This window comes from Clostridium sp. BNL1100, from assembly GCF_000244875.1.
Classification (GTDB): Bacteria; Bacillota; Clostridia; order Acetivibrionales; family DSM-1351; genus Ruminiclostridium.
The window spans coordinates 1972260-1993893 of sequence record NC_016791.1 but is presented as its reverse complement, the minus strand read 5'-3'; the positions used below and the strand labels follow the sequence as shown (position 1 = coordinate 1993893).

Genomic DNA, 21634 nt, shown 5'->3' with positions numbered 1-21634 from the left:
TTACTACCAGATAATTAAATTTTAATGTGCGGATTTTTTATTCTTTCATGTTCCTCTAATGCGAACCTGTCTGTCATTCCTGCAATATAGTCACAAATTACATGTATTTCATTATTGGTAAACCCACCGTATTTCGGAGGATTCTCGATATGCATATACTTATATAATTCTTCAGGCGGCAATAACCTAGGATTGTTTGTGAATGTCTCGAACAAGTCCTTGGCAACAGTTACAGCCTTGCTGTCCATAGTTTGAATAGTATGTATACCGTAAACTGACTTATATATTAAACCTTTAAGCTTTTTAAATCTATCTTCATCCTCTTTTTTAAGAGTGATAAGTTTCTCTCCTTTTAGGGCTAATGATTTAACATCTTCTAAGGTTTCAATTTTTTTCTCTACTAAATTTACAACACTTTGTTCTGTGACACTCATAATAAGTTTGTGAATCAAACTATCGATAAAGAAGGTATCAGAATATTTTGTGACTCCTATTTTTTTATTTTCAGACTTTAAAAAATCATTAATTATATAAATAATTTCTTTAATATCTGTTTCGAAATCTTTATTTTTTGACATTGCGTTTTCTATTAAACCCGATTCGATACCATCTTGTAAATCATGACATATATAGGCTATAGTATCAACTAGTTCTACTACCTGGCCTTCCAGAGAAAAACAAGGCTTATGTGGATTCAAATTTTCATAAATACCACTTCGGTCAGTATTATGTTTTAAAATTCCTTCTCTTACTTCACTGGTTAAATTTAACCCGAAATAGTCATCGCTCCGCCTTTCAATAAAATCAACAACTCTTACGCTTTGCTCATTATGATAAAAATGACCCATTTCTCTGGTTTTAAGTTCTTCGTTCAAAAATCTTTCAACAGCATGTCCAAAGGGGGTATGTCCCAAATCATGCCCTAAAGCTATTGCTTCTGCAAGATCTTCATTCAAAGCCAGTGATTTAGAAATTCCACGAGCAAATTGAGCGACTTCCAAGGTATGTGTCAATCGTGTCCTGAAATGATCACCCTCATGATTTACAAATACCTGTGTCTTGTACATAAGTCTCCTGAAAGCCTTTGAATGAATAATTCTGTCCCGGTCTCTCTGAAATGAGCCTCTGTTTTCATTTTCTGCCAATTTATCTTCATGTTCTCTGCTACCGTCTTTAGGTTTTACAACCGCAAATGGAGCTAAAATTGTAGCATATGAATCTTCTATTAACCCTCTGTTCCGTGGAAGTTCCAACTCATTGATTTTCACCATATCACCACTCCATTCGAGTATTTTGTAAAATTATTAGTAATAAAGTATATTATAGCATCAACCACCATAAATTCCTACATAGTACAAATAATGTTAGTGAAAATAAAAAGCTGCTACCCTACGAATATTTTTATCCATTGGGCAGCAGCACTTATTTTATACTACTTTTTGTAGTAGCTCTCTTCCGGGCCTAAATATGAATAAGGAAGCATTCCTTTTGATAAAACAAGTTTTTGCAACACTAAACCTGCATCTAATCCATAAATACGTAGAATATGAATACCTTTTTCCAAATTGTGGATAGTAGTTGTAGTATGAATATTTTCCAGAACTCCTTTACACCAAGCTTCATTGTCATGGTTGCCAGCAGCAAAGTCATCGGGTAGTGTATCAACAACAATAGGGGCCCATTCATCAAAGGATACACCATATTTTAATCTGTTTCCTTTAGACAGGTTATTTGTTGGAGCAAAATAACCCGTTAATACAAACTCTCCTTCCTGCTCCAAGCGGATCATATATTCAAGGTACGGTGCATCATCAGTTTTTTCAAAGGAAACAGTTATAGGAAACATTTTAAGAGATGACAATGTACGCCCGTAATTTTCAATAACCTTCCATTCAACATCAGATTTTGCAACACGGTTTGACGTATGCTCAGCTTCAATTGATACAACGTTATTAGTCTCAACAAAAGTCATTTGTGGCAAACTGCCTACGTCAATCACCTTTGCAATTACGTTTGCATTCACCGTCTGTCCCGCACCTGTAATTTTAATTAAACCACTTGTGGTTTCTGCAACCTTATCCCAATCTACTGAAACTTGGATTGTCTCTCCATCGGTAATACTACCCTTTACAATGTTTACTTTAATCCAATCCCCGCTTGTGTCTATATTAAAATCAAACTTATCGTTTCCACCGTTACTAATAGTAATATGGTAGGTCTCTTTCATTAAATTTGTAAAGGTCGGAAGTGCTGCCGTTCCTGAGCTGTATCCTTTTTCATCCCCTTCTACGTCTACAATCATATTGGCAGAAGCTGATGGAATTATACGGTTTACTTCAGGATAATGCCAGCCAGTTGAATCCCAGTTTACATACCCGATATGTGCAGAACTCATAATACCCTGCCATTTTCCGCCTGACATAGTATCATTGTAATAGCTTTGCATTTGCTTATCAGCTGTAATTGTTTCCTTAACTAATACTGCATATCTGTTGGCCAGAACACTTTTAAGATTATAGTATTTCTTATTTAGCCCTGCATAAATTTGCATTTTCAAAACGTTTACAGATGCAACTGTAGGATAGTAAACCAACTGATAGTATGTATCCTTAATGTTCTCCCGCATTTGGTTGTGATATCTTACAGCATCATTTTCAAGACTAATTGCTTTAGCCAGTAATCTTTGGGCTTCATTGTAATATGTAGTACTGAAAGTTTCAGAAGTCAACGTCTCAGGTTTACGGATTCCGTTCATTCTGCTATAACCTGACAATACATTTGCTATCCCTTGTAATGTCTCATTATCTTTAACACTACCGAATTGCTGTTTAACCCATCTTTTTGTAAATTCCCCGGTTTTATTTAATCCGTTTCTTCCCCATGTTTCAAAGTCATAAGCTAGATTCAAGAAGTAAGATATCGGAAATTCCATAGGTTTTAAATCTCCAACATTAACTATCCAAATGTCTTGTATACCATATTCATAAGCCATGGTCATCTGTTCCCAAACTTTTTCCAAAGGTACGGTATTAACCCATTCATAGGATATTGGCCCGCCATGATAATCGAAATGGTAATACATACCCCATCCCGCTTTTCTGTTTCTTTCAGCAAGTGTTGGAAGAGTACGCATATTCCCAAAATTATCCTCTGCCAGCATAATAATTACATCATCAAGAACATCCCAAGTTTTCAGGCCTTCTACGGTTTCAGTTCCATACCAGAACTCCTCAACCTCTTTGTAAATGGTAAGTACCTGTGGAGCATTATCAAGCCCATACTTTTTTAATAATTCTTTTTGCGTGGTTATTATACTTTTCAGCAGGTTAATGTTTTCCTGTAGACCGCCACCAAGAGAAGAATCACGTTCTCCCCTCATACCAAGTGTAATTACATTCTGGTAGTCTTTATTTCGTTTAACCCCGTCTTCCCAGAACTTGGTAATAGCTTCTTTATTGTTTGCAAAATTCCATTCATTACTCGTTCCGTAATTTTTATAGTGCTTCTGCCACTCCTCACCAGCACGGAACATTGGCTCATGGTGTGAAGTACTCATTACAACGCCATATGCATCAGCTAGTTTTGCGTTGGCAATACTGCTGCTTTTTCCGTTTTCGCTGAATCTTGCACTCCACATAGCCGGCCATAGGAAATTTCCTTTAAGTCTTAAAAGTAATTCAAAAACTTTTATATATAAATCTTCGTTGAAATCACCAAACTTATTTGTTGTCCATGTACCTAAAGAAGGCCACTCATCGTTCAAAAAAACACCTCTATATTTTACAGATGGCTCCTTTGAAATAAAATTCAATTTATCTTCGGGAATATCAAGCACGGACTTCTTCTCAGGTAGTACATCTCCCCAATACACCCAAGGACTTACACCAATCAATTCCGATATGTGATAAATACCGTAAATGGTTCCCCTCTTATCGCTTCCTACGATGACCATAGCTCTGTCCACTCCCGGAACAGGCCTGTCAATAACACAAATCCTATAACATTCCCACTTATTTTTTATTGGTGATACATCTATCTTGCCTTCTGATATCAAAGCATCAATTAAATCGTTATTTCCAATAGAGCCGGCAACAATTACTGTACCATCTAATAGAGAAATATTAGTTGTAACCGTTGGTACTGTAGCAGCAACCAAATTTATATCATTTGCAAAGGACTGTGCTACAAGACTCAAACCGTCGTAATCCCGGCCTTTGGCATCAATATATATCTTGGCTGCTTTTTTATCTTTGACAATAGTGAAATCATCCATTTTTATCATTCAAAATTTATCTCCCATTCCTAAGTTAATATTGAACAAGACTTCATTCAGTGGGAGATTCAATTCCCACTGGATATTAGTTCAGTGTTTAATTTATACTTTTATAAAAGCGATACATAATGATGATTATAAATGAATTCCTTAAATATTCCAAGTACTTGCAATTACTTTTTATATGCATCAACAACCGTTGCAACATAATCGTCCAGTCCAGACTTTGCCAGAACAACGATTGAGCTGTCCTCTCCTTGAAATTTTACCTTATATGCCTGTGCTTCATCCTTATCAAGGTTCTGCGCCCTGGAAATGTCAACTTTACTTCTATCAGCGACACCATAATTTTCAAGTATTCCCACAACCCGGTTTTCTATTTCTCCTGTTGGGCATTCCAATATTTTAATTCTGTCAATTGCAGCATCAATATTATTCATATAAAAACCTCCTGTAATTGTTTATTTGTATTATGTCCTATTGAAAAATATTAAACTCCCAAAGTATTAAAAAAAGAACAAGGATTTATCCTTGTCCCTTTTTTCTTATATATAATTTTAATGAATAACCTTATACAGGCAATTTAGGTATTGAACCCAACAAATACTTCTTGATTAATGCAAAGTCAATTGCGTCAACGCTGTTATCACCATTAACATCAGCAAACTTCATTCCGTCTGGTGACGGGAATGTGCTAATCTGCTTTATTAGATACTGTTTGAAAAGTGCAAAGTCTATTGCATCAACAACTTTGTCACCGTTAACATCACCATATATGCCAGGATTCACATCGCCTCCACCTACAAATGTAGTTATGGAATTTGCTGCTAAATTAGCTGTAAAGCTTCCTCCATTTACAGTTATCTTTGTACCTTCAGCCAAATCCTGAGTTGAAGAAGTTGTATACGGAGTCACCGAGTCAGGAGTAAATCCCTTTAATGTATATGTAATCGATTGATTTGTAGAACCGTCATTCATAGCAACTATTGCAAATTTTCCTGTAGCAGGATCTTTATATGCAGTAACATATACATTTGATACAGGATTTGAAGTAGCGGAGAATCTCTGCCACCCCGGCCTTATAAATCTTGAATATTGACCGATTGTGTACAGTCTTTTTGCAATTTTATAAGTTTTTGAATTCATGTCCATTTGTATGAGGCCTTCTCCGTTATAAGTTTTATAGCAGGCACCCCACCAGTAATTCCATGCATTTCCCTGAGTTATTGTCATAAAATCAAAAATTTGTTTTGACCACTTCAAGCCATCAGTAATTGTAATATCATTTCCATTCATATCTGATATTTCAGTCTGCCATATTCCTTTTCCCTTTGCCTTTGTGGTTGGGAAAGTTGTGTATGATGACCCATAATTATGACAACCTACAATATCTGTTCTTGTCAATGCGGTAGCATCATTCAGACTGTCTATTGCAAATGATTCGGTACATGACATTGGTTCACCCATAATAACTTTTGCAGTAATACCTTCTTTATCAAAAGTTGGTACCAAGTAATCCTTCATAAATGTCTTGAATTGAGCTGATGTCCATGTACATGAAGAATAGTCAGTCTCCAGGTTAGGCTCATTTGAAATCCCGATATGAGTAATATCGATTCCGAATTTTGATTTGTAGTTTTTTATATGCTCTGCTAGATATGTTGCATAGGCTTGATATTTATCAGTCTTTAAATAGCCTCTTGAAGTAGACCCGTTTGATTTCATCCAAGCCGGCGGACTCCATACAGTATAAAGAATTTTATCAATACCATAAGCAGACTTTATTTCTCTTATCATGGATATCTGGTCATCGTTTGTTTCTTTCCAATCCCAAGTTGTTTCTGATGGCTGCATTGTCTTATTTGGTCCGTCTGTAGCATTTCCCCATGTTCCGCCGTCACCGAGTATAGAACGGAAAATTGAAAATCCTGCACCTTTTGAAGTTGAAAAGAGTAAGTCATAAATTTCCTTTTTCTTTGTATCTCCTAAAAGAGCAATATTATTTGACTGATGAAAAGCTTCTGAAACACCAAAACCATCAATTGCTTGATAATTGGTATCCCAATCCACAGTAACTGTTGATGCTGCATAAAGATTTAATGGTAATGCCATTGTGAATACAAGCATCAAGACCATAGATAAACTTAATAAACGAATCATTTTTTTCATATAAAATCCTCCTATTCTTTGTCTAACATTAAATTACATTCTTTCTCTTTTGCTTTTATAAATTGCCCTAAATATTTGAGCAAACTTTATCTTTTGTAAAAATTGCAGAACTCACCCCCCAATAATAAAATTTAGGCAAAAAGGATACCTAAAGTCCTTAAACCTACTTATTTGTATGCTATATTGGATAATTTTGAATTTACTACCGAATTTCATGGGGAATGTAAGAAGAGAGAATCTCTTTTTATTTTAAAAAGGAGAGCAAAGGGAAAGTACAACAAATGTTATTCGTATATGTTGCTAATGTATAACTAAGCTAAATTATCCAATTGTCAACGTTCAAATTATCCATTTTAATACATTGTATCATATAATACCCATTGTAATCAAAACTTTGATTATAATAATAAAAAATGCTTCCTTATCAGTTACATCCACGATAAACCGATAAGGAAGCAAATTTAAAATACCAAAAAGATTTTTTATAGTACTATTACATTAGTACGTCCGATAACTAAATAACCATCTACGTAACAACGGAACTCCATAGTAGTATTTAATGAGAAAGTCCACTTAAAATCGGATCTGTCAAATTTAAACTGTCCGAGTTTTGCTTGCATATAATAACCCTTGTTATCTGAAAGAGCTTTTACTCCGTTGAGTGTAGCAGTATCAAGGTCAAATTCCTTTTTGCATCCCAGCCCCGGTACCAAAACGTTAACGGTAAGTACACCTTTATTAAAAACAACAACACAAGGAGTTACGATGACAACTGCAGGCAGATAAACTTCAAATTGCTTCTCAACTGTAGTGATATTACCATCTGCATCTTTAATTGTCACTGTAACAGTGTATTTTCCGGGTTTATCCAATTTGATGCAAGTGTTGTTCTTTACAACTTTTCCAGTAGTTTCATTAGGACCAAATACTACCATTTTTTCACTAACTATTTCATAACCATTTTTCTCTATACTATAAGATAGTTTCAAATTTGTGCAAATACTGTATTCATCGGATAAATCCAAAGTTATAACAGGCTCTGATTTCTTTATCTTCACCTCTGCAGTTTTTGCCTCTTCCTTATTCCCTACTGTATCTACGGAATAATAGCTGATTTTGTGAATCCCATCCCCTTTTACTGTGAAGGAGGTTCCTTCCAGATATTCTGATTCATCTATTGAATAATATGTTTTTGAAATTCCACTCTGGTCGTCTGTTGCAGTTAGTGTAACTGTCACATCTTCCTTTGACCAATCGGCAGGTACTTTTGCAGTGGTAACAGGTGTGGTATTGTCAATTTTCACCTCTGCTGTTTTTACCTCTTCTTTGTTGCCCGCAGCGTCTACTGAATAATAACTGATTTTGTGTAATCCGTCACCTTTCACTGTGAAGGAGGCTCCTTCAATAAATTCTGATTCATCTACTGAGTAATATGTTTTTGCTATTCCGCTCTGGTCGTCTGTTGCAGTTAGTGTAACTGTCACATCTTCCTTCGACCAATCGTCGGGAACTTTTGCAGTGGTAACAGGTGTAATATTATCAATCTTCACCTCTGCAGTTTTTGCCTCTTCCTTATTCCCTACTGTATCTACGGAATAATAGCTTATTTTGTGAATCCCATCACCTTTTACTGTGAAGGAGGTTCCTTCCAGATATTCTGATTCATCTACTGAATAATATGTTTTGGCAACCCCACTCTGGTCGTCTGTTGCAGCTAGTGTAACTGTCACATCTTCCTTTGACCAATCGGCGGGTACTTTTGCTGTGGAAACAGGTGCGGTATTGTCTGTCTTCACCTCTGCTGTTTTCACTTCTTCTTTATTCCCTGCTGTGTCTACGGAATAATAGCTGATTTTGTGAATCCCATCACCTTTTACTGTGAAGGAGGTTCCTTCCAGGTATTCTGATTCATCTACTGAATAATATGTTTTGGCAACCCCACTCTGGTCGTCTGTTGCAGTTAGTGTAACTGTCACATCTTCCTTTGACCAATCGGCGGGTACTTTTGCAGTAGTAACAGGTGCGGTATTATCAATCTTCACCTCTGCAGTTTTTGCCTCTTCTTTGTTTCCGGCAACATCTACTGAATAGTACCTGATTTTGTGAATCCCATCACCTTTTACTGTGAAGGAGGTTCCTTCCAGATATTCTGATTCATCTACTGAATAATATGTTTTTGCAACCCCACTCTGGTCGTCTGTTGCAGCTAGTGTAACTGTCACATCTTCCTTTGACCAATCGGCAGGTACTTTTGCATTGGTAACAGGTGCGGTGTTGTCTGTCTTCACCTCTGCTGTTTTCACTTCTTCTTTATTCCCTGCTGTGTCTACGGAATAATAGCTTATTTTGTGAATCCCATCACCTTTTACTGTGAAGGAGGTTCCTTCCAGATATTCTGATTCATCTACTGAATAATATGTTTTGGCAACCCCACTCTGGTCGTCTTTTGCAGTTAGTGTAACTGTCACATCTTCCTTTGACCAATCGGCAGGTACTTTTGCTGTGGAAACAGGTGCGGTATTATCAATCTTCACCTCTGCAGTTTTTACCTCCTCTTTATTTCCAACCTTGTCAACAGAATAGAATGAAATTTTATTAACTCCTGCTTTATCAACTGTAACAGTAGTTCCTTCAATAAAATCACTATTATTCAACGAATAATATGTTTTTGCTACACCAGTCATATTATCCGTTGCAGTTAAGGTTACAACTACAGGAGTCTTGTTAACCCAATTGGCTGGTGCATTTGAAGTTGTAACAGGTGCTTTTGTATCAACAATAAGTATGGCTGTCACAATATTTGAAGGTTCTGATTCCCCAAAGGAATTACTGTATGCAGTAACATAAAATTGATGATCTTTGTACGAAAGATTGTTAACCTGATAGGAAAGATTATTCAGGTTCTTTACAAGTAAAACAGGTGCTCCATCTACTAATTCATAAACATTGTAGCCATTTGCATATGTAACAAAACTCCAAGATATCGAAGCAGTTGTTGAATCCAATACCTTTACCGTTGCTTTAGGAGCCTGCATTTCAGGAAAAATAATATTCTCTGTTATTCTGTTGGACGGTTCTGATTCTCCAAAACGTGTGTTGTATGCAGTAACTTCATAAGTATGAATAGCCTCAGACAAATTGTATATCTTAAAACTAAGTGCAGTACCTTTGTAAAGCAACTGTCTGTCTCCACCATTAATCTCATACACACGATACTCATTTGCCCAACTTGATGCCTTCCAGGATAGTGTAATATTGTTTACATCGTAAATACTATACGTGATAACCGGAGGTTCAACTATAGGCCAGATTAACTGAAAGTTTACAGAACTTCCTTCCGGTGACTCACCAAATCTTGTACTGTATGAATTAACTTGATAACGATAATTTCCTGACGGCATATTTGAAAATGTTAATGTAGTAACACTTCCGGTAAGAGTTTTCACCAAAGATTTTTGCCCGTCAACTATCTGATATACGTTATATCCGGTTGCATAATTTGCAGAATTCCATTTTAGAACTATATCATTACCATTTACAATATTTTGTATAAGATTATCCGGTGCAGCCATAATCGGAAATACTAATGAAAAGTTAACTTCGGATACTCCTGCTGATTCTCCAAATACCCGTGATAAAGAAGTAACTACATAGTCATACTCCCCAGCCGGCATATTCGTAAATGTTACAGTGGTAGTTGTTACATTCTTGATTAATTTCTTCTGCCCATCAATAACCTGATAAATATTGTAACTGTTTGCAGCCTCTGCTGCCGACCACTTTAATGTAATGTCATTACCGTTTACAATAGTATACTCCAGATTATCAGGAGGTAACATCTGCTGACTAATGTTCAGTGAGACTTGACTTCCTTCTAGAGATTCGCCAAAACGATTGCTTACTGAATGAACCACATAAGTGTGATCCCCCGGGAGTATATTTGATAAAGTTGCAGTAGCATAATAAACGGTTGTTTTAAGGACCTTTTGTCCGTTTGTTATTTCGTAGACTTTATAACTGTTAGCGTAATTCACTGCATCCCATGTTAATACCACATTATTGGAATTTTGAATCTTATATGTCAAATTGCCGGGTGCAGTCATTGTCGGAAAAACAACAGACAACTTAATTTCTGCACCACTTGAGGATTCTCCAAATGCCGTAGACGTTGAAGTAACTACATATTGATAATCCCCGGCGAGTAAGTTTGTTAAAGTTACGGATGTAGTTGTAACTGATTTTACTAATTTTTTCTCTGCGTTTACCACTTGATATATATTATAGCCGGTTGCATATTGAGAAGCAGTCCATTTCAATGTAACATCATTTCCGTTAGCAATACTATATACCAAGTCGGTGGGAGCAAGCATTTCTTGTTTTATAGTCATTGAAACCTTGCTTCCTTCAAGAGATTCACCAAATCGACTGCTTACTGAGTGAACTACGTATGTGTGATCACCTGCTTTTATATTGGATATTCTTGCTGTTGGTGTATATGCGGTTGTCAAAAGTACCTCTTTTCCACCAACCAGCTCGTATACTTTATAAGCATAGGCATAATTAACAGCCGACCACGTAAGTACAACATTATTTACATTCTGAATTTCGTATGTCAAATCGGTAGGAGCATTCATAACCGGGAAAATTAAAGAAAATTTAATTTCTGATCCGTTTGATGACTCACCAAATACACCGGATACTGAAGTAACAACAAAATCATAATCTCCGGCTGGTAAATTTGTAAATGTAATAGAAGTAGTTGTAACATTCTTTTTCAATACTTTTTGTCCGTTAACCACCTGATATACGTTGTAGCTGGTGGCATAATCTGCAGCTGCCCATTTCAATGTAATATCATTTCCATTTGCAATACTGTATTCCAGATTTAAGGGTGCTGCCATATCCTGTTTTATTGCAAGTGAAATTCGACTGCCTTCTATAGATTCACCAAAACGACTGCTTACCGAGTGAACCTCATATGTATGGTCTCCCGCAGATACATTCGAGATTGTGGCAGTTAACACATTAACTGTTGTTTTGAGAGTTTTTTGGTTGTCAGCTACTTCATAAATTTTATAGCTGTTGGCATTATCTGATGCACTCCAGGAAAGTACAACATTATTTACATTCTGAATCTTGTAAGTCAGATTCTCCGGTGCCTTCATAGTAGGAAAAACAATTGAAAAAGTAACTTCCGACCCACTTTGAGATTCTCCGTAAAGTGTGGATACCGAGGTAACGATATAATGGTACTCTCCTTCGGGCATATTTGTGAAAGTTACTGAATTTGTGCTTACAGTTTTTTTCAACTGCTTTTCTCCGTTAACTACCTGATAAATCTGATAGCTGTTTGCATTTGCAGCTGCCGTCCAAATTAATGTTATGTCATTCTGATTAGCAAGGCTGTACTGTAAATTAGCAGGCGGTAGCATTGTCTGTCCTTTTATTGTTACAGTGAGCGTATTTCCTTCTTTTGACTCCCCATAAGTAGTGGAGTAAGAATGAACCTCATAGGTATAGTCGCCGGCAGTCATATTGGAAAAAGTTGCAGTTGTTCTGGTTACTGTGCTTTTTAAAACTTTTTCCCCGTTTATTACCTGATATATTCTGTAGTTTGTTGCATTAGGCACACTTGCCCAACTTAAAACTATATCTTTATCATTGTTTACAGTACAGGAAAAGTTACCCGGTGGCGGCATTAGAACATCTCCCAGAGTTGCGGTGACCCTGCTACCTTCCACGGATTCACCAAAGCGTGAGCTTACCGAGTGTATAACATATGTGTGAGTGCCTGCAGGTATATTTGCAAGTGTTATTGTTGTTGTATTAGCCGTTGCTTTCAATACTTCCTGTCCGTCAATAAGTTCGTAAACGTTGTAGCTGTTAGCATAAGTTGCTGAATTCCAGGTCAGTATAACATCAGTACCATTTTGAATCTTTGAAGTTAAATTGCCCGGCGCTGCTATGACGGGAAAAACTACATTAACTTCCAAAGCGGATGAGAGAGGAGATTCACCATATAAAGAATTTACTGCTGTAACAGCGTAGTTGCAACTTCCTGCGGGTACATTGGTTAAAGTGTATGTACGGTTTGTTGAAGATGTAAGCAGAGTTCTTTCTCCATCAGCTGAAATTTTGTAGATATTATACGTTTGTGCATATAATGCTGCTGACCAATTTAAGGTAACGTCGTTGATATTCTGAAAAGTATTGGTAAGTGTATCGGGTGCTTGCATTTCCGGGTAAACAATATCGACAGAGACAGGTGCGCATGGCCCTGATTCACCAGCTGCACTGAGAGTGGATACCACATAAGTATAGGTACCTTCCGGAAGATCATTAAAAGTGAAGTATGTAGATGTAGTCGTTCCCAGTTGTTTAAGCTGTCCCTCACTTATTCCGTATATATTGTAGCCATTTGCTCCATATACGGAATTCCATGTTACTTTTACATCATCAGGTGATGTAAGTTGAGCCGTCAGATTGCTTGGTGGTAAGATGCTACTATTTGATGCGGCTAAAATACCTGTTGGTAAAAGCATCAAATTGAGACAACACACCACTAAAAGCAAACTGAGAAATTTAGAACCTACTTTTTTTTTCATCATTTGACCCTACCTTTCTTTGTGAAAAAGTGAACAAGGCCAAAATAAGCCTGGAACAGGGTAAGCAGCTATCAACTGTCCCGGCCCGTCCTCCAGCTATGTTCGGATAATTTTCATTTATCCTTTTTCACGATTTTTTCAGATACGAATTGATATATTTCATTCGTTCTATACCCAAATTTTACTATATTTTACTTCTCCAAACAATGAGAAGACTATATTTTGCTCTTATCCTTTTTTTCCCTTTTTAATACAAATTTCTACTCAATAAAAAAAGACCAGTCAGAACGACTTGTCTTTTAATTGCCTACTTCCCTTTCAAATATTATTTCATAATCAGTTGGTTTTCCATGTGAATTATAGTACATAGGTAGAACCTGCACCAATCTCCATCCTTCTTTAGCATATTTATCTATTATTTCGTGGTGATTAGCTTCAGTAAAAAAACCTCCTAAAGTTGCCTGTACAAACTTATATTCAAACATAAACGACCCTCTTTTCCGATAATTTACCTTACTCAGCTAAAGCTATATATATATTATACTCTATTACCATTTTTTTGCAATTATTTAACTTTAATTGCCTAATCCAATGGTTTGTATTGTTCAATTTGCGCATCGCCAAAAGTCCCCATTTCATTGTAGGCTGCAACAGCAGCATCTATAACATGGAATGCCAGCGCAGCCCCGGACCCCTCTCCCAAACGCATTTCCAGCATAAGCATGGGAGTCATGTCAAGTACTTCCATTATTCTCTTGTTTCCCGGTTCAGCAGAACCATGTGAAGGAAGAATAAAATTTCTACAATCAGGCTTTATTTTTATAGCCGCCAAAGCTGCGGCAGCCGAGATAAATCCGTCAATCATAATAGGAAGCCTGTAGGCAGCTGCTCCAAGGAAACACCCGGTAAGTGCAGCAATGTCAAACCCTCCGACCTTTGCCAGTACATCTATAGGATCGGATGGATCAGGCATATTTACATCAATTGCTTTCTTTATAACTTCTGCTTTATTGATAAGACCTTCCTGGGTCAGGCCTGCACCTCTGCCTATCATTTCACCTATCTCGTATCCGGTAAGTACAGATGCTACAGCACTGCTTGTAGTTGTGTTTCCTACCCCCATTTCACCAGTACCAAGGAGATTTACTCCTTGTTCCTTCAGCATTCCTACAACTTCAATTCCCGTCTCGATAGCTTTTATAGCCTCGTCTCTTGTCATCGCAGGACCTTTAGCAATATTCCATGTACCTTTTCTTATTTTCCTGCTTAATATTCCCGGACAGTCAATATTATCATCAACACCAACATCTACAACAAAGGTATCAGCTCCCGAATGTCTTGAAAGAACATTCACTCCGGTAAAGCCTTTCAGAAAATTTTGTGTAACACTAGAAGTAACACTTTTAGGGCATGAACTGACTCCTTCTTCAACTACTCCGTTATCTGCACACATTATTATGATTTTTTTATTTTTTACACAAGGAAACAATTCTCCGGTTATTCCTGCAAGCTGTTTCACGATTTCTTCCAAACGGCCCAAGCTTCCCAAAGGTTTCGTCAGGCTGTCCAATCTTTTTTGTGCCTTCTGTATCATTTTAATATCAAGCTCTCCTATGACATTCAATGCTTCTATAAAAGTCATAATTTATCCCCCCACAAATTATCTATTATTAAAATTAAGAATTATTAACGAAATACCAGTAAATACGATATTATTAAAAATATGGTCTGATTTAATTCACAGACAGCTCCGAGAACATCTCCCGTCGCACCTCCGATTTTTCTACCCAGAAATTTAACCAGCAACACTGCTGATAAAAACATGAAAATGCAGAGAAAAACACCCGTAAATCCTCTAAAAGAAAAAAATGTTATAATACTGATTATCAATGCTATTATAAGCTCTTTTAATCCACAATAATCAATAAAGGATTTTCCCAACCCCGGTTCGCTTCTTGCATACTCTGAAACGGCTGCTCCAACAACAGAGCCTATTCTTCCTGCTACAGGCATAAGTACCAGAGTAAAATACATATGAGCTGAAATCATAAAATATATTAGTACCGCATTCAGCCCTAAGATACAAACAGTAACCAGTACCGCATATGTTCCTACCCTGCTGTCTCTCATAATTTCGAGTATTTTCTCTTTAGGTCTGTTGGAGAAAATACCGTCGAAGGTGTCACCTAAGCCATCCAGGTGAATTCCTCCGGTTAATAGTATGTATGTAATAACTACAAGTACGGCAGATATAGCGGGAGCAAAAAACATATTCAGAACATAACCTGCACACGCAACCACCCCTCCTATTAACAAACCAATCAACGGTGCTAAGGCCAGTCCCTTGCCAAAATCCTCATCGCCTACATCCTGATTCACAGGAATAGGAATTGTAGTCATAAACTGAAGCAAAAGTAAAAAACGCTTTAAAATTATCATTTTTTATTCTTCTTTCATGATTTATTTTATTTTTACAGGAATGCCTGACACACACAAATAAACGTCTTTAGCAGCGGATGCAAGTTTCTGATTTACTCTGCCTTGAATGTCACGGAAGAGTCTTGCGCTCTTAGTATCCGGCACTATACCCATTCCAATTTCATTTGTAACCAGAATAAATGGAATCGCTGAATTTCTTGCAACGACCATAAGTCTTTCCATTTGAATATTAACAGCCTCTTCCACTGCAATCATATCCTCTTGAACAATTTTATCAAAATCAGGACATACTTCAAACATTATATTTGTAATCATTACTGTGATACAATCCAGAAGAACTGCTTTTTTATTTCGGCACTTATCTTCAAGCAATATATCCATGTCTTTATAAGCCTCAACAGTTTCCCAATTTGCAGGCCGTTGCTCTCTGTGCTTTTTTATTCTTAGCTTCATTTCATCATCAAAAGGTATTGCTGTTGCTACGTACAGAACATCTTTACCGTATTCCTTAGCCAACTTTTCTGCATATGTACTTTTACCGCTTCTTGCCCCGCCTGTTACTAATATAATACTGCTTGAAACTTCTGATTCCATATTTGTCCTCCCAATGAACTTCCAATATTTCCAAATGCATACCTAAAATTATAAACTATTTACTGCCAGTACTGTCAAGTAACTTATTAACTAGTTTCTCATAAGTCCAGCATGTTTATTTTTTTAAATGTAACACATATTATATGTAAACGAATATTGGAAAGGAAATAACATGCGACTAAAAAAATGTATTATATCAATGTTTATATTTTTATTCCTTTTTCAGACAAGCACTTCCGCTTATGAAAGCATAAGTTACCTATATGCAGGAAACACAACGACCTATATAAATAATGTTAATCGTTCCGGTACAAATCTAACAACAGTTTCTCCTGATTATTTTGAAATTAACAGTAACGGAACTTTAAAAAATACCATAAAAGTGGACCCTCTTTTTGTGGAGAGCATGCACGCACGTGGAATAAAAGTCGTACCCTACCTAAGCAATAACTGGGATAGATCCCTTGGCAGAGCTGCATTGACCAATCAAAATTCATTTGTAGCCAGTTTGAGTGCCGAAATTGTACGGCTTGGTTGTGACGGTGTAAATATAGACATTCAAAACCTTACCGAATCAGACCGTAATTCATATACAGCTTTTATAAAACTTTTACGTTCTTATATGCCAAAAACCAAAATACTGACCGTATGTGTCGCTGCTAATCCGTGGGGATCAACTATTGGCTGGCAGGGTTCCTACGATTACGCCGCATTAGGTACCGTTTGCGATCAGGTATTCATAATGGCTTACGACGAACATTACACCGGAAGTGCACCGGGAGCGGTGGCCAGCTTTTCTTTTGTTGAAAAAAGTGTAAACTATGCACTGAAATATGTTCCTTCTACGAAAATAGTTTTAGGAATACCATTTTACGGGAGATATTGGAAGCAGGGTTCAACAAGCGGCGGCTACGGAGTAACTGTTTCTGACGTTGAACGTCTGGTATCAACCTGCAAATCCACAACCTGGTATGACAGTACCTCCCAATGTGCCCGTGCAACTGTGACAGTAACTTCAACAGATAATGCGGTTATCTGGGGAAGTAGCAAACTTTCAGCCGGTACCTACGATATTTGGTATGAGGATGAAACTTCTCTAGAAAAAAAGCTATCCCTTGTTTCAAAATATAACCTTTTGGGTGCAGGTAGCTGGGCATTGGGGCAAGAACCGCAGCGTTTCTGGAATAATTACAGCCAGTGGCTCATTGGTAAACCATTTATAGATATATCAAACCACTGGGCACAAAGCTACATTATAGATTTGTTTCAAAAAGGTATTGTCAGTGGTATGCCCGGCAAGCGTTTTGTGCCTGACGGCAGTCTTACCAGGGCCGAAGCCGCAGCATTGCTTGTAAAAACACTTAGACTTCAAAATGAGACCGCAACTGCTTCCTTTGCAGACACTAAAACTCACTGGGCAGCAAAACAAATTGCCATCGTAAAGGAAAAGGGCATATTCAGCGGATATTCAGGGAACCTGTTTTATCCTGAAAGAAAAATTACCAGAGAGGAATTTGCGGTAGTATGTGACAAGATACTATTCACTCCCGATACTGTAGATTTCTCTCAAAGAATTTTCATTGACGTAAGTCCTGAAAGTAACTCATGGTCAAATAAATCAATCATTGTTCTATCAATGAATAATATTCTTTCAGGTTACCCGGATGGCACGTTCAGACCGAAAAAAACAATTACCAGAGCAGAAGCTACAAGAGTAATAGCTGCTTTACTGGAATATCCGGGAGGATTTACAATATCACCGACTAATATTCAGAATCCGACACCTGTACCTCCAAGATAAGCTTGGGGTAAAAAAATAGCGGAGAGTTCCAAAATGAGGAACTCTCCGCTGTTTTTTGTTAAGAAATATTTATTGGTTAGTAGTCTGGGTAATAGTTGCTGCGCTGGAGCTTACATCAAAGAAATATGAACCGCTTCCTTTGTATGAAAGCACTTTTATCTTGTATGTTCCTGCAGTAGTTGGTGTATAACTTATTGTTTCCTGTCTGGTTGCTGTTTCTGAAGAAGCAACCTCTGTTCCGCTAGGATTGTATAGATATACGTCAAAATCCTGAGAGGATGACCAGTTAGGGTGAATCAATGTTATAGCTATAGGATATGTTGTGTTAGGTATAGAGATTGTATATTCATCGTAAGTATTGGTTTTTGCTAATGATTCTGCTTTATAAATGTGGTTTGGAACGGAAGGTCCGGTACCTGTAAAATTACCTGCTTTCTTCACTGCTTCATAACCGTCCAGTCTTCCAAAACCATAATCCAAATCCTGCCCGGCAGGACCCCAATCCTGAGCTGTGCTTGTTATTATATTTACAACCTGTGATGCTGTAAGACTTGGGTTTGCATCAAGAATCAATGCTGCTGTTCCTGATGTGAAAGGTGTTGCCATGCTTGTTCCGCTGTATGCTATGTATTTATTGGTTGAATTAGCCTGTACAGATGTTATCTGATAACCTGGAGCAGCTATATCAGGTTTTACTCTACCGTCAGCTGTCAGACCTCTACTGGAGAAATCCGCCAGGAAGAAACCTTTTTCTCCCACATCTGCAAAAGCACCGACAGTCAAAGCTTTTGATGCTGCTCCCGGGGAACCTATAGTTGCCTTTCCCGGTCCTGCATTACCTGCTGCGACTACAGGTACAATTCCTGCATCAAAAGCGTTATTAATTGCAACTGATGTAGAATCTGTTCCATCTGAACTTGCATCAGTTCCAAGGCTCAGACTTATAATTCTGATATTGTATTTGGCTTTGTTTGTTACAGCCCAATCTATTGCAGCTGTGACGTTACTCATAGTACCGCTGCCGGCTGAATCCAGAACTTTCAAACCAATGAGGGACGCACCCGGTGCAACTCCCTTATAGCTTGAGTTACCCTCTCCTGTGCCTGCGACAATACCTGAAACATGTGTTCCATGACCGTTATCATCGTAAGGTGTTGTTTTGTTGTTGACCCAATCCTTCCATGCTATTACCTTACCGCCGTCAAGATCCACATGGCTTGAATCAATACCTGTGTCAATAACTGCAACTACAACGTCACTGGTACTATATGTTGTAGGAGCATTATCAGCATCACCGTTAACATTAAAATCAGATTTGGCCTGAGTTACTCCAAAGGAGCTTGATGCAGTGTTCAGAGTAGCATGAACAGGTGCATCATACTCTACCTGCTGAATCAAATCCGATTTTTCAAGCTGGCTTATTTGCTTTTTTGTTAAGTTTAGAGCAACACCGGGAATAATATCAAATTTATGCTTTAGCTTAGGATTACCCAAGAGCTTTTCAATTGATGAAAATTCAGTATCAGAGAGCTTTTTGTTAAATAACACTGTAACCGGTATTTCATCATCGTCAGAAGATTCATCAATTTTCTCTTTAAGATTTACAAATAATTTGCTATCGGGGCTTTTGGTAAGTTTAAATGCCGGACTTTCGGATTTTGCTGCTTCGTTTAAAGGCTTAGCAAAAGTAAGTGTTTGTGTACCTACAATTGTAAACACCAATGTTAAAATAAAAAATAGTTTTACTAATTTACTTTTTCTCATATATGTCTCTCCCCTCTATTTTGGCTATAGTTATTTAATTTACCGTGCCACATATTTACATAATTTGACTCATAATTTATTTGATGACATAATTATTAAAACTGCGCAATTGTATGGTAACCCAACCAATAGCACGGCTGCCTTGGAACTCTTATGCAATAATACATACTTGCATTCTTGCATCATACGTATAAAAATGGCATATTGTGAATTTATTTTACTTACAGATACTTCACGTTTATGCTTTGCACAACGTTGTGTAAAGATATTTCCTGACCACTCAGGATAACCCTATAGAGTAAATGAATAAAGCATGCTTCCTTATTCACTTTAAAATAATATACCACTTCCAATATATGGATGTCAATATGTTTTTTCAAATTTTTGGGATTTTTTTCTAATTATTATAATAAGAATGGAATTTTGATTATAACAAAAACAGGGATTCACAAGATCCCTGTTGTAAAAAGAAATATTTAGTAATGTTATGATAGGACTTAAATTTGATCAACCATAGTTTCAATCCTTGAAGCTGCTTTCTCAATTGCTTCCTGCCGCTCAAGTTCTGTGGTTCCTGTTCCATCTACCAACAGCTCTTCAAACTTGCTTATGCCTAAAAATCTCATAATATCGTGTACATAATTCAAACCCTTATTTAAAGCAGGTCTGATAATCCATGGAATATTTGCTCCTGACGATTGTACATATATAAAAGTACGCTCTTTATCATTTAGCAAACCATAAGGCTTATTTTCATCAAAAGCAATTGTTTTACCGGACTGGATAACACAATCAATGTATTCCTTTAATGGAGCAGGAAAAGACAAGCTCCACATAGGCGATGCAATTACGTAAATGTCCGCATCTCTGAACTGATCACACAACTTTATTATCTGGTTTACTTCATTCTGTTCATCTTGAGGCAGCTTTGCCAACGCCTCTGAATTTACAATAGCACTCCTGCTTTCAAAGTAACTGCATTTCAACTGTGGTATATGCTCTTTGTACAAATCTACTTCTTCGAAAACCATACTTGGATGTTTTTCAAGTATACTGTTAATGAGCTTTCTTGCAACTGTTTTTGAAGAAGACATCTCTTCCGGTTTTGTATTAACACTAATGTATAGCAGCTTTTTCATAAATATCCCCCCGAAGATTTTTTGGATATTTATAATATTTGCATATAAAATGTAAATATACTAAAAAATATTGAACTCTATATCAGTTTTCTTTTTTTAAAAGGTACACATAAAAATCTTGCAAAAGATTTTCTAGTAGTCAGCCGCTCGATATGAGAATCATTTTTTGTATCTGAAAGCATTTTAGGTATAAAAAATTTTGCAACTGTTTCAGGTTTATCTCCCAAAGTATTAAAAATAAATTTAAATTTGTTATCGTTTAACACGGGAGAAGCTTCTCCGTCAGGTGTTTTAGTCAGAAAATCAGTAAGCATCATACCAGGAGACAGCCTCCCTGCTTTAACAGAAGTTCCTTCCAGTTCCTTTGCCAGTGCACGTGTGAAATATGTCAGAGCCCTCTTAGATGTACCATAGAGAATAGTTTTGACCTGAATCATGTCATTTGAACCAAGACCCTCCATATTATAAATTCTTCCTCCGCCCTGTTTCAGCATATTTTTTGCCGCAACCTGTGAGCCATATACCATTCCTTTAATGTTTGATCAATGAGTTTGTCTACATAAGGAGCTTCTGTGTTATATATAAATTCATGTGGACAATTCTGCCCTGCGTTATTTATCCAAATGTCAATCCTGCCCCACTTTTGAGCAGATTGGCTCCAAAGATTCTCAACATCACTTATGCTGTGAACATTGCAGGGTACATAAATGTATCTGTCTTTAAACTCTTTTAGCTCATTTGAAATTGCCTCAGGAATACTCTCACCTCTTCCTGAAATGGTAACGTTGCACCCTGCCTTCATAAATTCAATTGCCATGCAACGTCCTATACCTCTGGTACTCCCTGTTAT

At 37.1% G+C, this 21634-nt stretch carries 12 protein-coding genes and 1 pseudogene; 1 reads left to right on the top strand and 12 read right to left on the bottom strand.

Annotated elements, in window-relative coordinates:
* Positions 1-14: 14 nt before the first annotated feature.
* The 9 genes from dgt to cobU all read right to left on the bottom strand — a co-directional run bounded on the left by dgt (position 15) and on the right by cobU (position 16080).
* Positions 15-1271 carry a dGTP triphosphohydrolase gene (gene dgt, locus CLO1100_RS08325; RefSeq protein WP_014313314.1) on the bottom strand — a complete coding sequence of 419 codons (1257 nt, stop codon included), beginning with the start codon at positions 1269-1271 and terminating at the stop codon, positions 15-17.
* A 161-nt stretch (positions 1272-1432) separates the two neighbouring features.
* The gene (locus tag CLO1100_RS08320; RefSeq protein ID WP_014313313.1) at positions 1433-4282 is read right to left on the bottom strand and encodes a glycosyl hydrolase 115 family protein; all 2850 of its coding nucleotides are present in this window, start codon (positions 4280-4282) and stop codon (positions 1433-1435) included.
* A gap of 164 nt (positions 4283-4446) precedes the next feature.
* Complete coding sequence (locus CLO1100_RS08315; RefSeq protein WP_014313312.1) at positions 4447-4713, bottom strand: hypothetical protein; 267 nt, start codon at positions 4711-4713, stop codon at positions 4447-4449.
* Positions 4714-4843: 130 nt separating this feature from the next.
* Entirely contained in the window at positions 4844-6442 is a 1599-nt protein-coding gene (locus CLO1100_RS08310) for a dockerin type I domain-containing protein (RefSeq protein WP_014313311.1), read from the bottom strand.
* Between the two features lie 482 nt (positions 6443-6924).
* A complete protein-coding gene (locus CLO1100_RS08305; protein WP_014313310.1) occupies positions 6925-13050 on the bottom strand; it encodes a hypothetical protein in 6126 nt (2041 codons plus the stop codon).
* A 296-nt stretch (positions 13051-13346) separates the two neighbouring features.
* Positions 13347-13532 carry a DUF4177 domain-containing protein gene (locus tag CLO1100_RS08300; RefSeq protein ID WP_014313309.1) on the bottom strand — a complete coding sequence of 62 codons (186 nt, stop codon included), beginning with the start codon at positions 13530-13532 and terminating at the stop codon, positions 13347-13349.
* 98 nt (positions 13533-13630) lie between these two features.
* Positions 13631-14689 carry a nicotinate-nucleotide--dimethylbenzimidazole phosphoribosyltransferase gene (gene cobT / locus CLO1100_RS08295; RefSeq protein ID WP_014313308.1) on the bottom strand — a complete coding sequence of 353 codons (1059 nt, stop codon included), beginning with the start codon at positions 14687-14689 and terminating at the stop codon, positions 13631-13633.
* Positions 14690-14733: 44 nt separating this feature from the next.
* On the bottom strand, positions 14734-15486 hold the full coding sequence (gene cobS / locus CLO1100_RS08290; protein WP_014313307.1) for an adenosylcobinamide-GDP ribazoletransferase: 753 nt from the start codon (positions 15484-15486) through the stop codon (positions 14734-14736).
* Between the two features lie 21 nt (positions 15487-15507).
* Positions 15508-16080, bottom strand: a complete 573-nt coding sequence (gene cobU, locus CLO1100_RS08285; RefSeq protein WP_014313306.1) for a bifunctional adenosylcobinamide kinase/adenosylcobinamide-phosphate guanylyltransferase — start codon at positions 16078-16080, stop codon at positions 15508-15510.
* A gap of 172 nt (positions 16081-16252) precedes the next feature.
* Between cobU and CLO1100_RS08280 the strand changes: the two genes are divergently transcribed.
* Positions 16253-17881 carry an S-layer homology domain-containing protein gene (locus CLO1100_RS08280; RefSeq protein ID WP_014313305.1) on the top strand — a complete coding sequence of 543 codons (1629 nt, stop codon included), beginning with the start codon at positions 16253-16255 and terminating at the stop codon, positions 17879-17881.
* Between the two features lie 69 nt (positions 17882-17950).
* On the opposite strand, the gene CLO1100_RS08275 is transcribed toward CLO1100_RS08280, so the two are convergent.
* From CLO1100_RS08275 to CLO1100_RS08265, 3 genes and pseudogenes are all read right to left on the bottom strand, one after another.
* Positions 17951-19645 (bottom strand): S8 family serine peptidase, encoded by a 1695-nt coding sequence (locus tag CLO1100_RS08275; RefSeq protein ID WP_014313304.1) that lies wholly within the window; start codon positions 19643-19645, stop codon positions 17951-17953.
* Between the two features lie 497 nt (positions 19646-20142).
* Positions 20143-20784, bottom strand: a complete 642-nt coding sequence (locus CLO1100_RS08270) for an NAD(P)H-dependent oxidoreductase (protein WP_014313303.1) — start codon at positions 20782-20784, stop codon at positions 20143-20145.
* A 77-nt stretch (positions 20785-20861) separates the two neighbouring features.
* A pseudogene (locus CLO1100_RS08265) lies at positions 20862-21586 on the bottom strand (SDR family NAD(P)-dependent oxidoreductase).
* Between the last annotated feature and the right edge of the window lie 48 nt (positions 21587-21634).

Bases quoted from the DNA above. Each gene is read 5' to 3' on its own strand.
- dgt (WP_014313314.1), bottom strand. From the start codon at position 1,271: ATGGTGAAAATCAATGAGTTGGAACTTCCACGGAACAGAGGGTTAATA.
- CLO1100_RS08320 (WP_014313313.1), bottom strand. From the start codon at position 4,282: ATGATAAAAATGGATGATTTCACTATTGTCAAAGATAAAAAAGCAGCC.
- CLO1100_RS08315 (WP_014313312.1), bottom strand. From the start codon at position 4,713: ATGAATAATATTGATGCTGCAATTGACAGAATTAAAATATTGGAATGC.
- CLO1100_RS08310 (WP_014313311.1), bottom strand. From the start codon at position 6,442: ATGAAAAAAATGATTCGTTTATTAAGTTTATCTATGGTCTTGATGCTT.
- CLO1100_RS08305 (WP_014313310.1), bottom strand. From the start codon at position 13,050: ATGATGAAAAAAAAAGTAGGTTCTAAATTTCTCAGTTTGCTTTTAGTG.
- CLO1100_RS08300 (WP_014313309.1), bottom strand. From the start codon at position 13,532: ATGTTTGAATATAAGTTTGTACAGGCAACTTTAGGAGGTTTTTTTACT.
- cobT (WP_014313308.1), bottom strand. From the start codon at position 14,689: ATGACTTTTATAGAAGCATTGAATGTCATAGGAGAGCTTGATATTAAA.
- cobS (WP_014313307.1), bottom strand. From the start codon at position 15,486: ATGATAATTTTAAAGCGTTTTTTACTTTTGCTTCAGTTTATGACTACA.
- cobU (WP_014313306.1), bottom strand. From the start codon at position 16,080: ATGGAATCAGAAGTTTCAAGCAGTATTATATTAGTAACAGGCGGGGCA.
- CLO1100_RS08280 (WP_014313305.1), top strand. From the start codon at position 16,253: ATGCGACTAAAAAAATGTATTATATCAATGTTTATATTTTTATTCCTT.
- CLO1100_RS08275 (WP_014313304.1), bottom strand. From the start codon at position 19,645: ATGAGAAAAAGTAAATTAGTAAAACTATTTTTTATTTTAACATTGGTG.
- CLO1100_RS08270 (WP_014313303.1), bottom strand. From the start codon at position 20,784: ATGAAAAAGCTGCTATACATTAGTGTTAATACAAAACCGGAAGAGATG.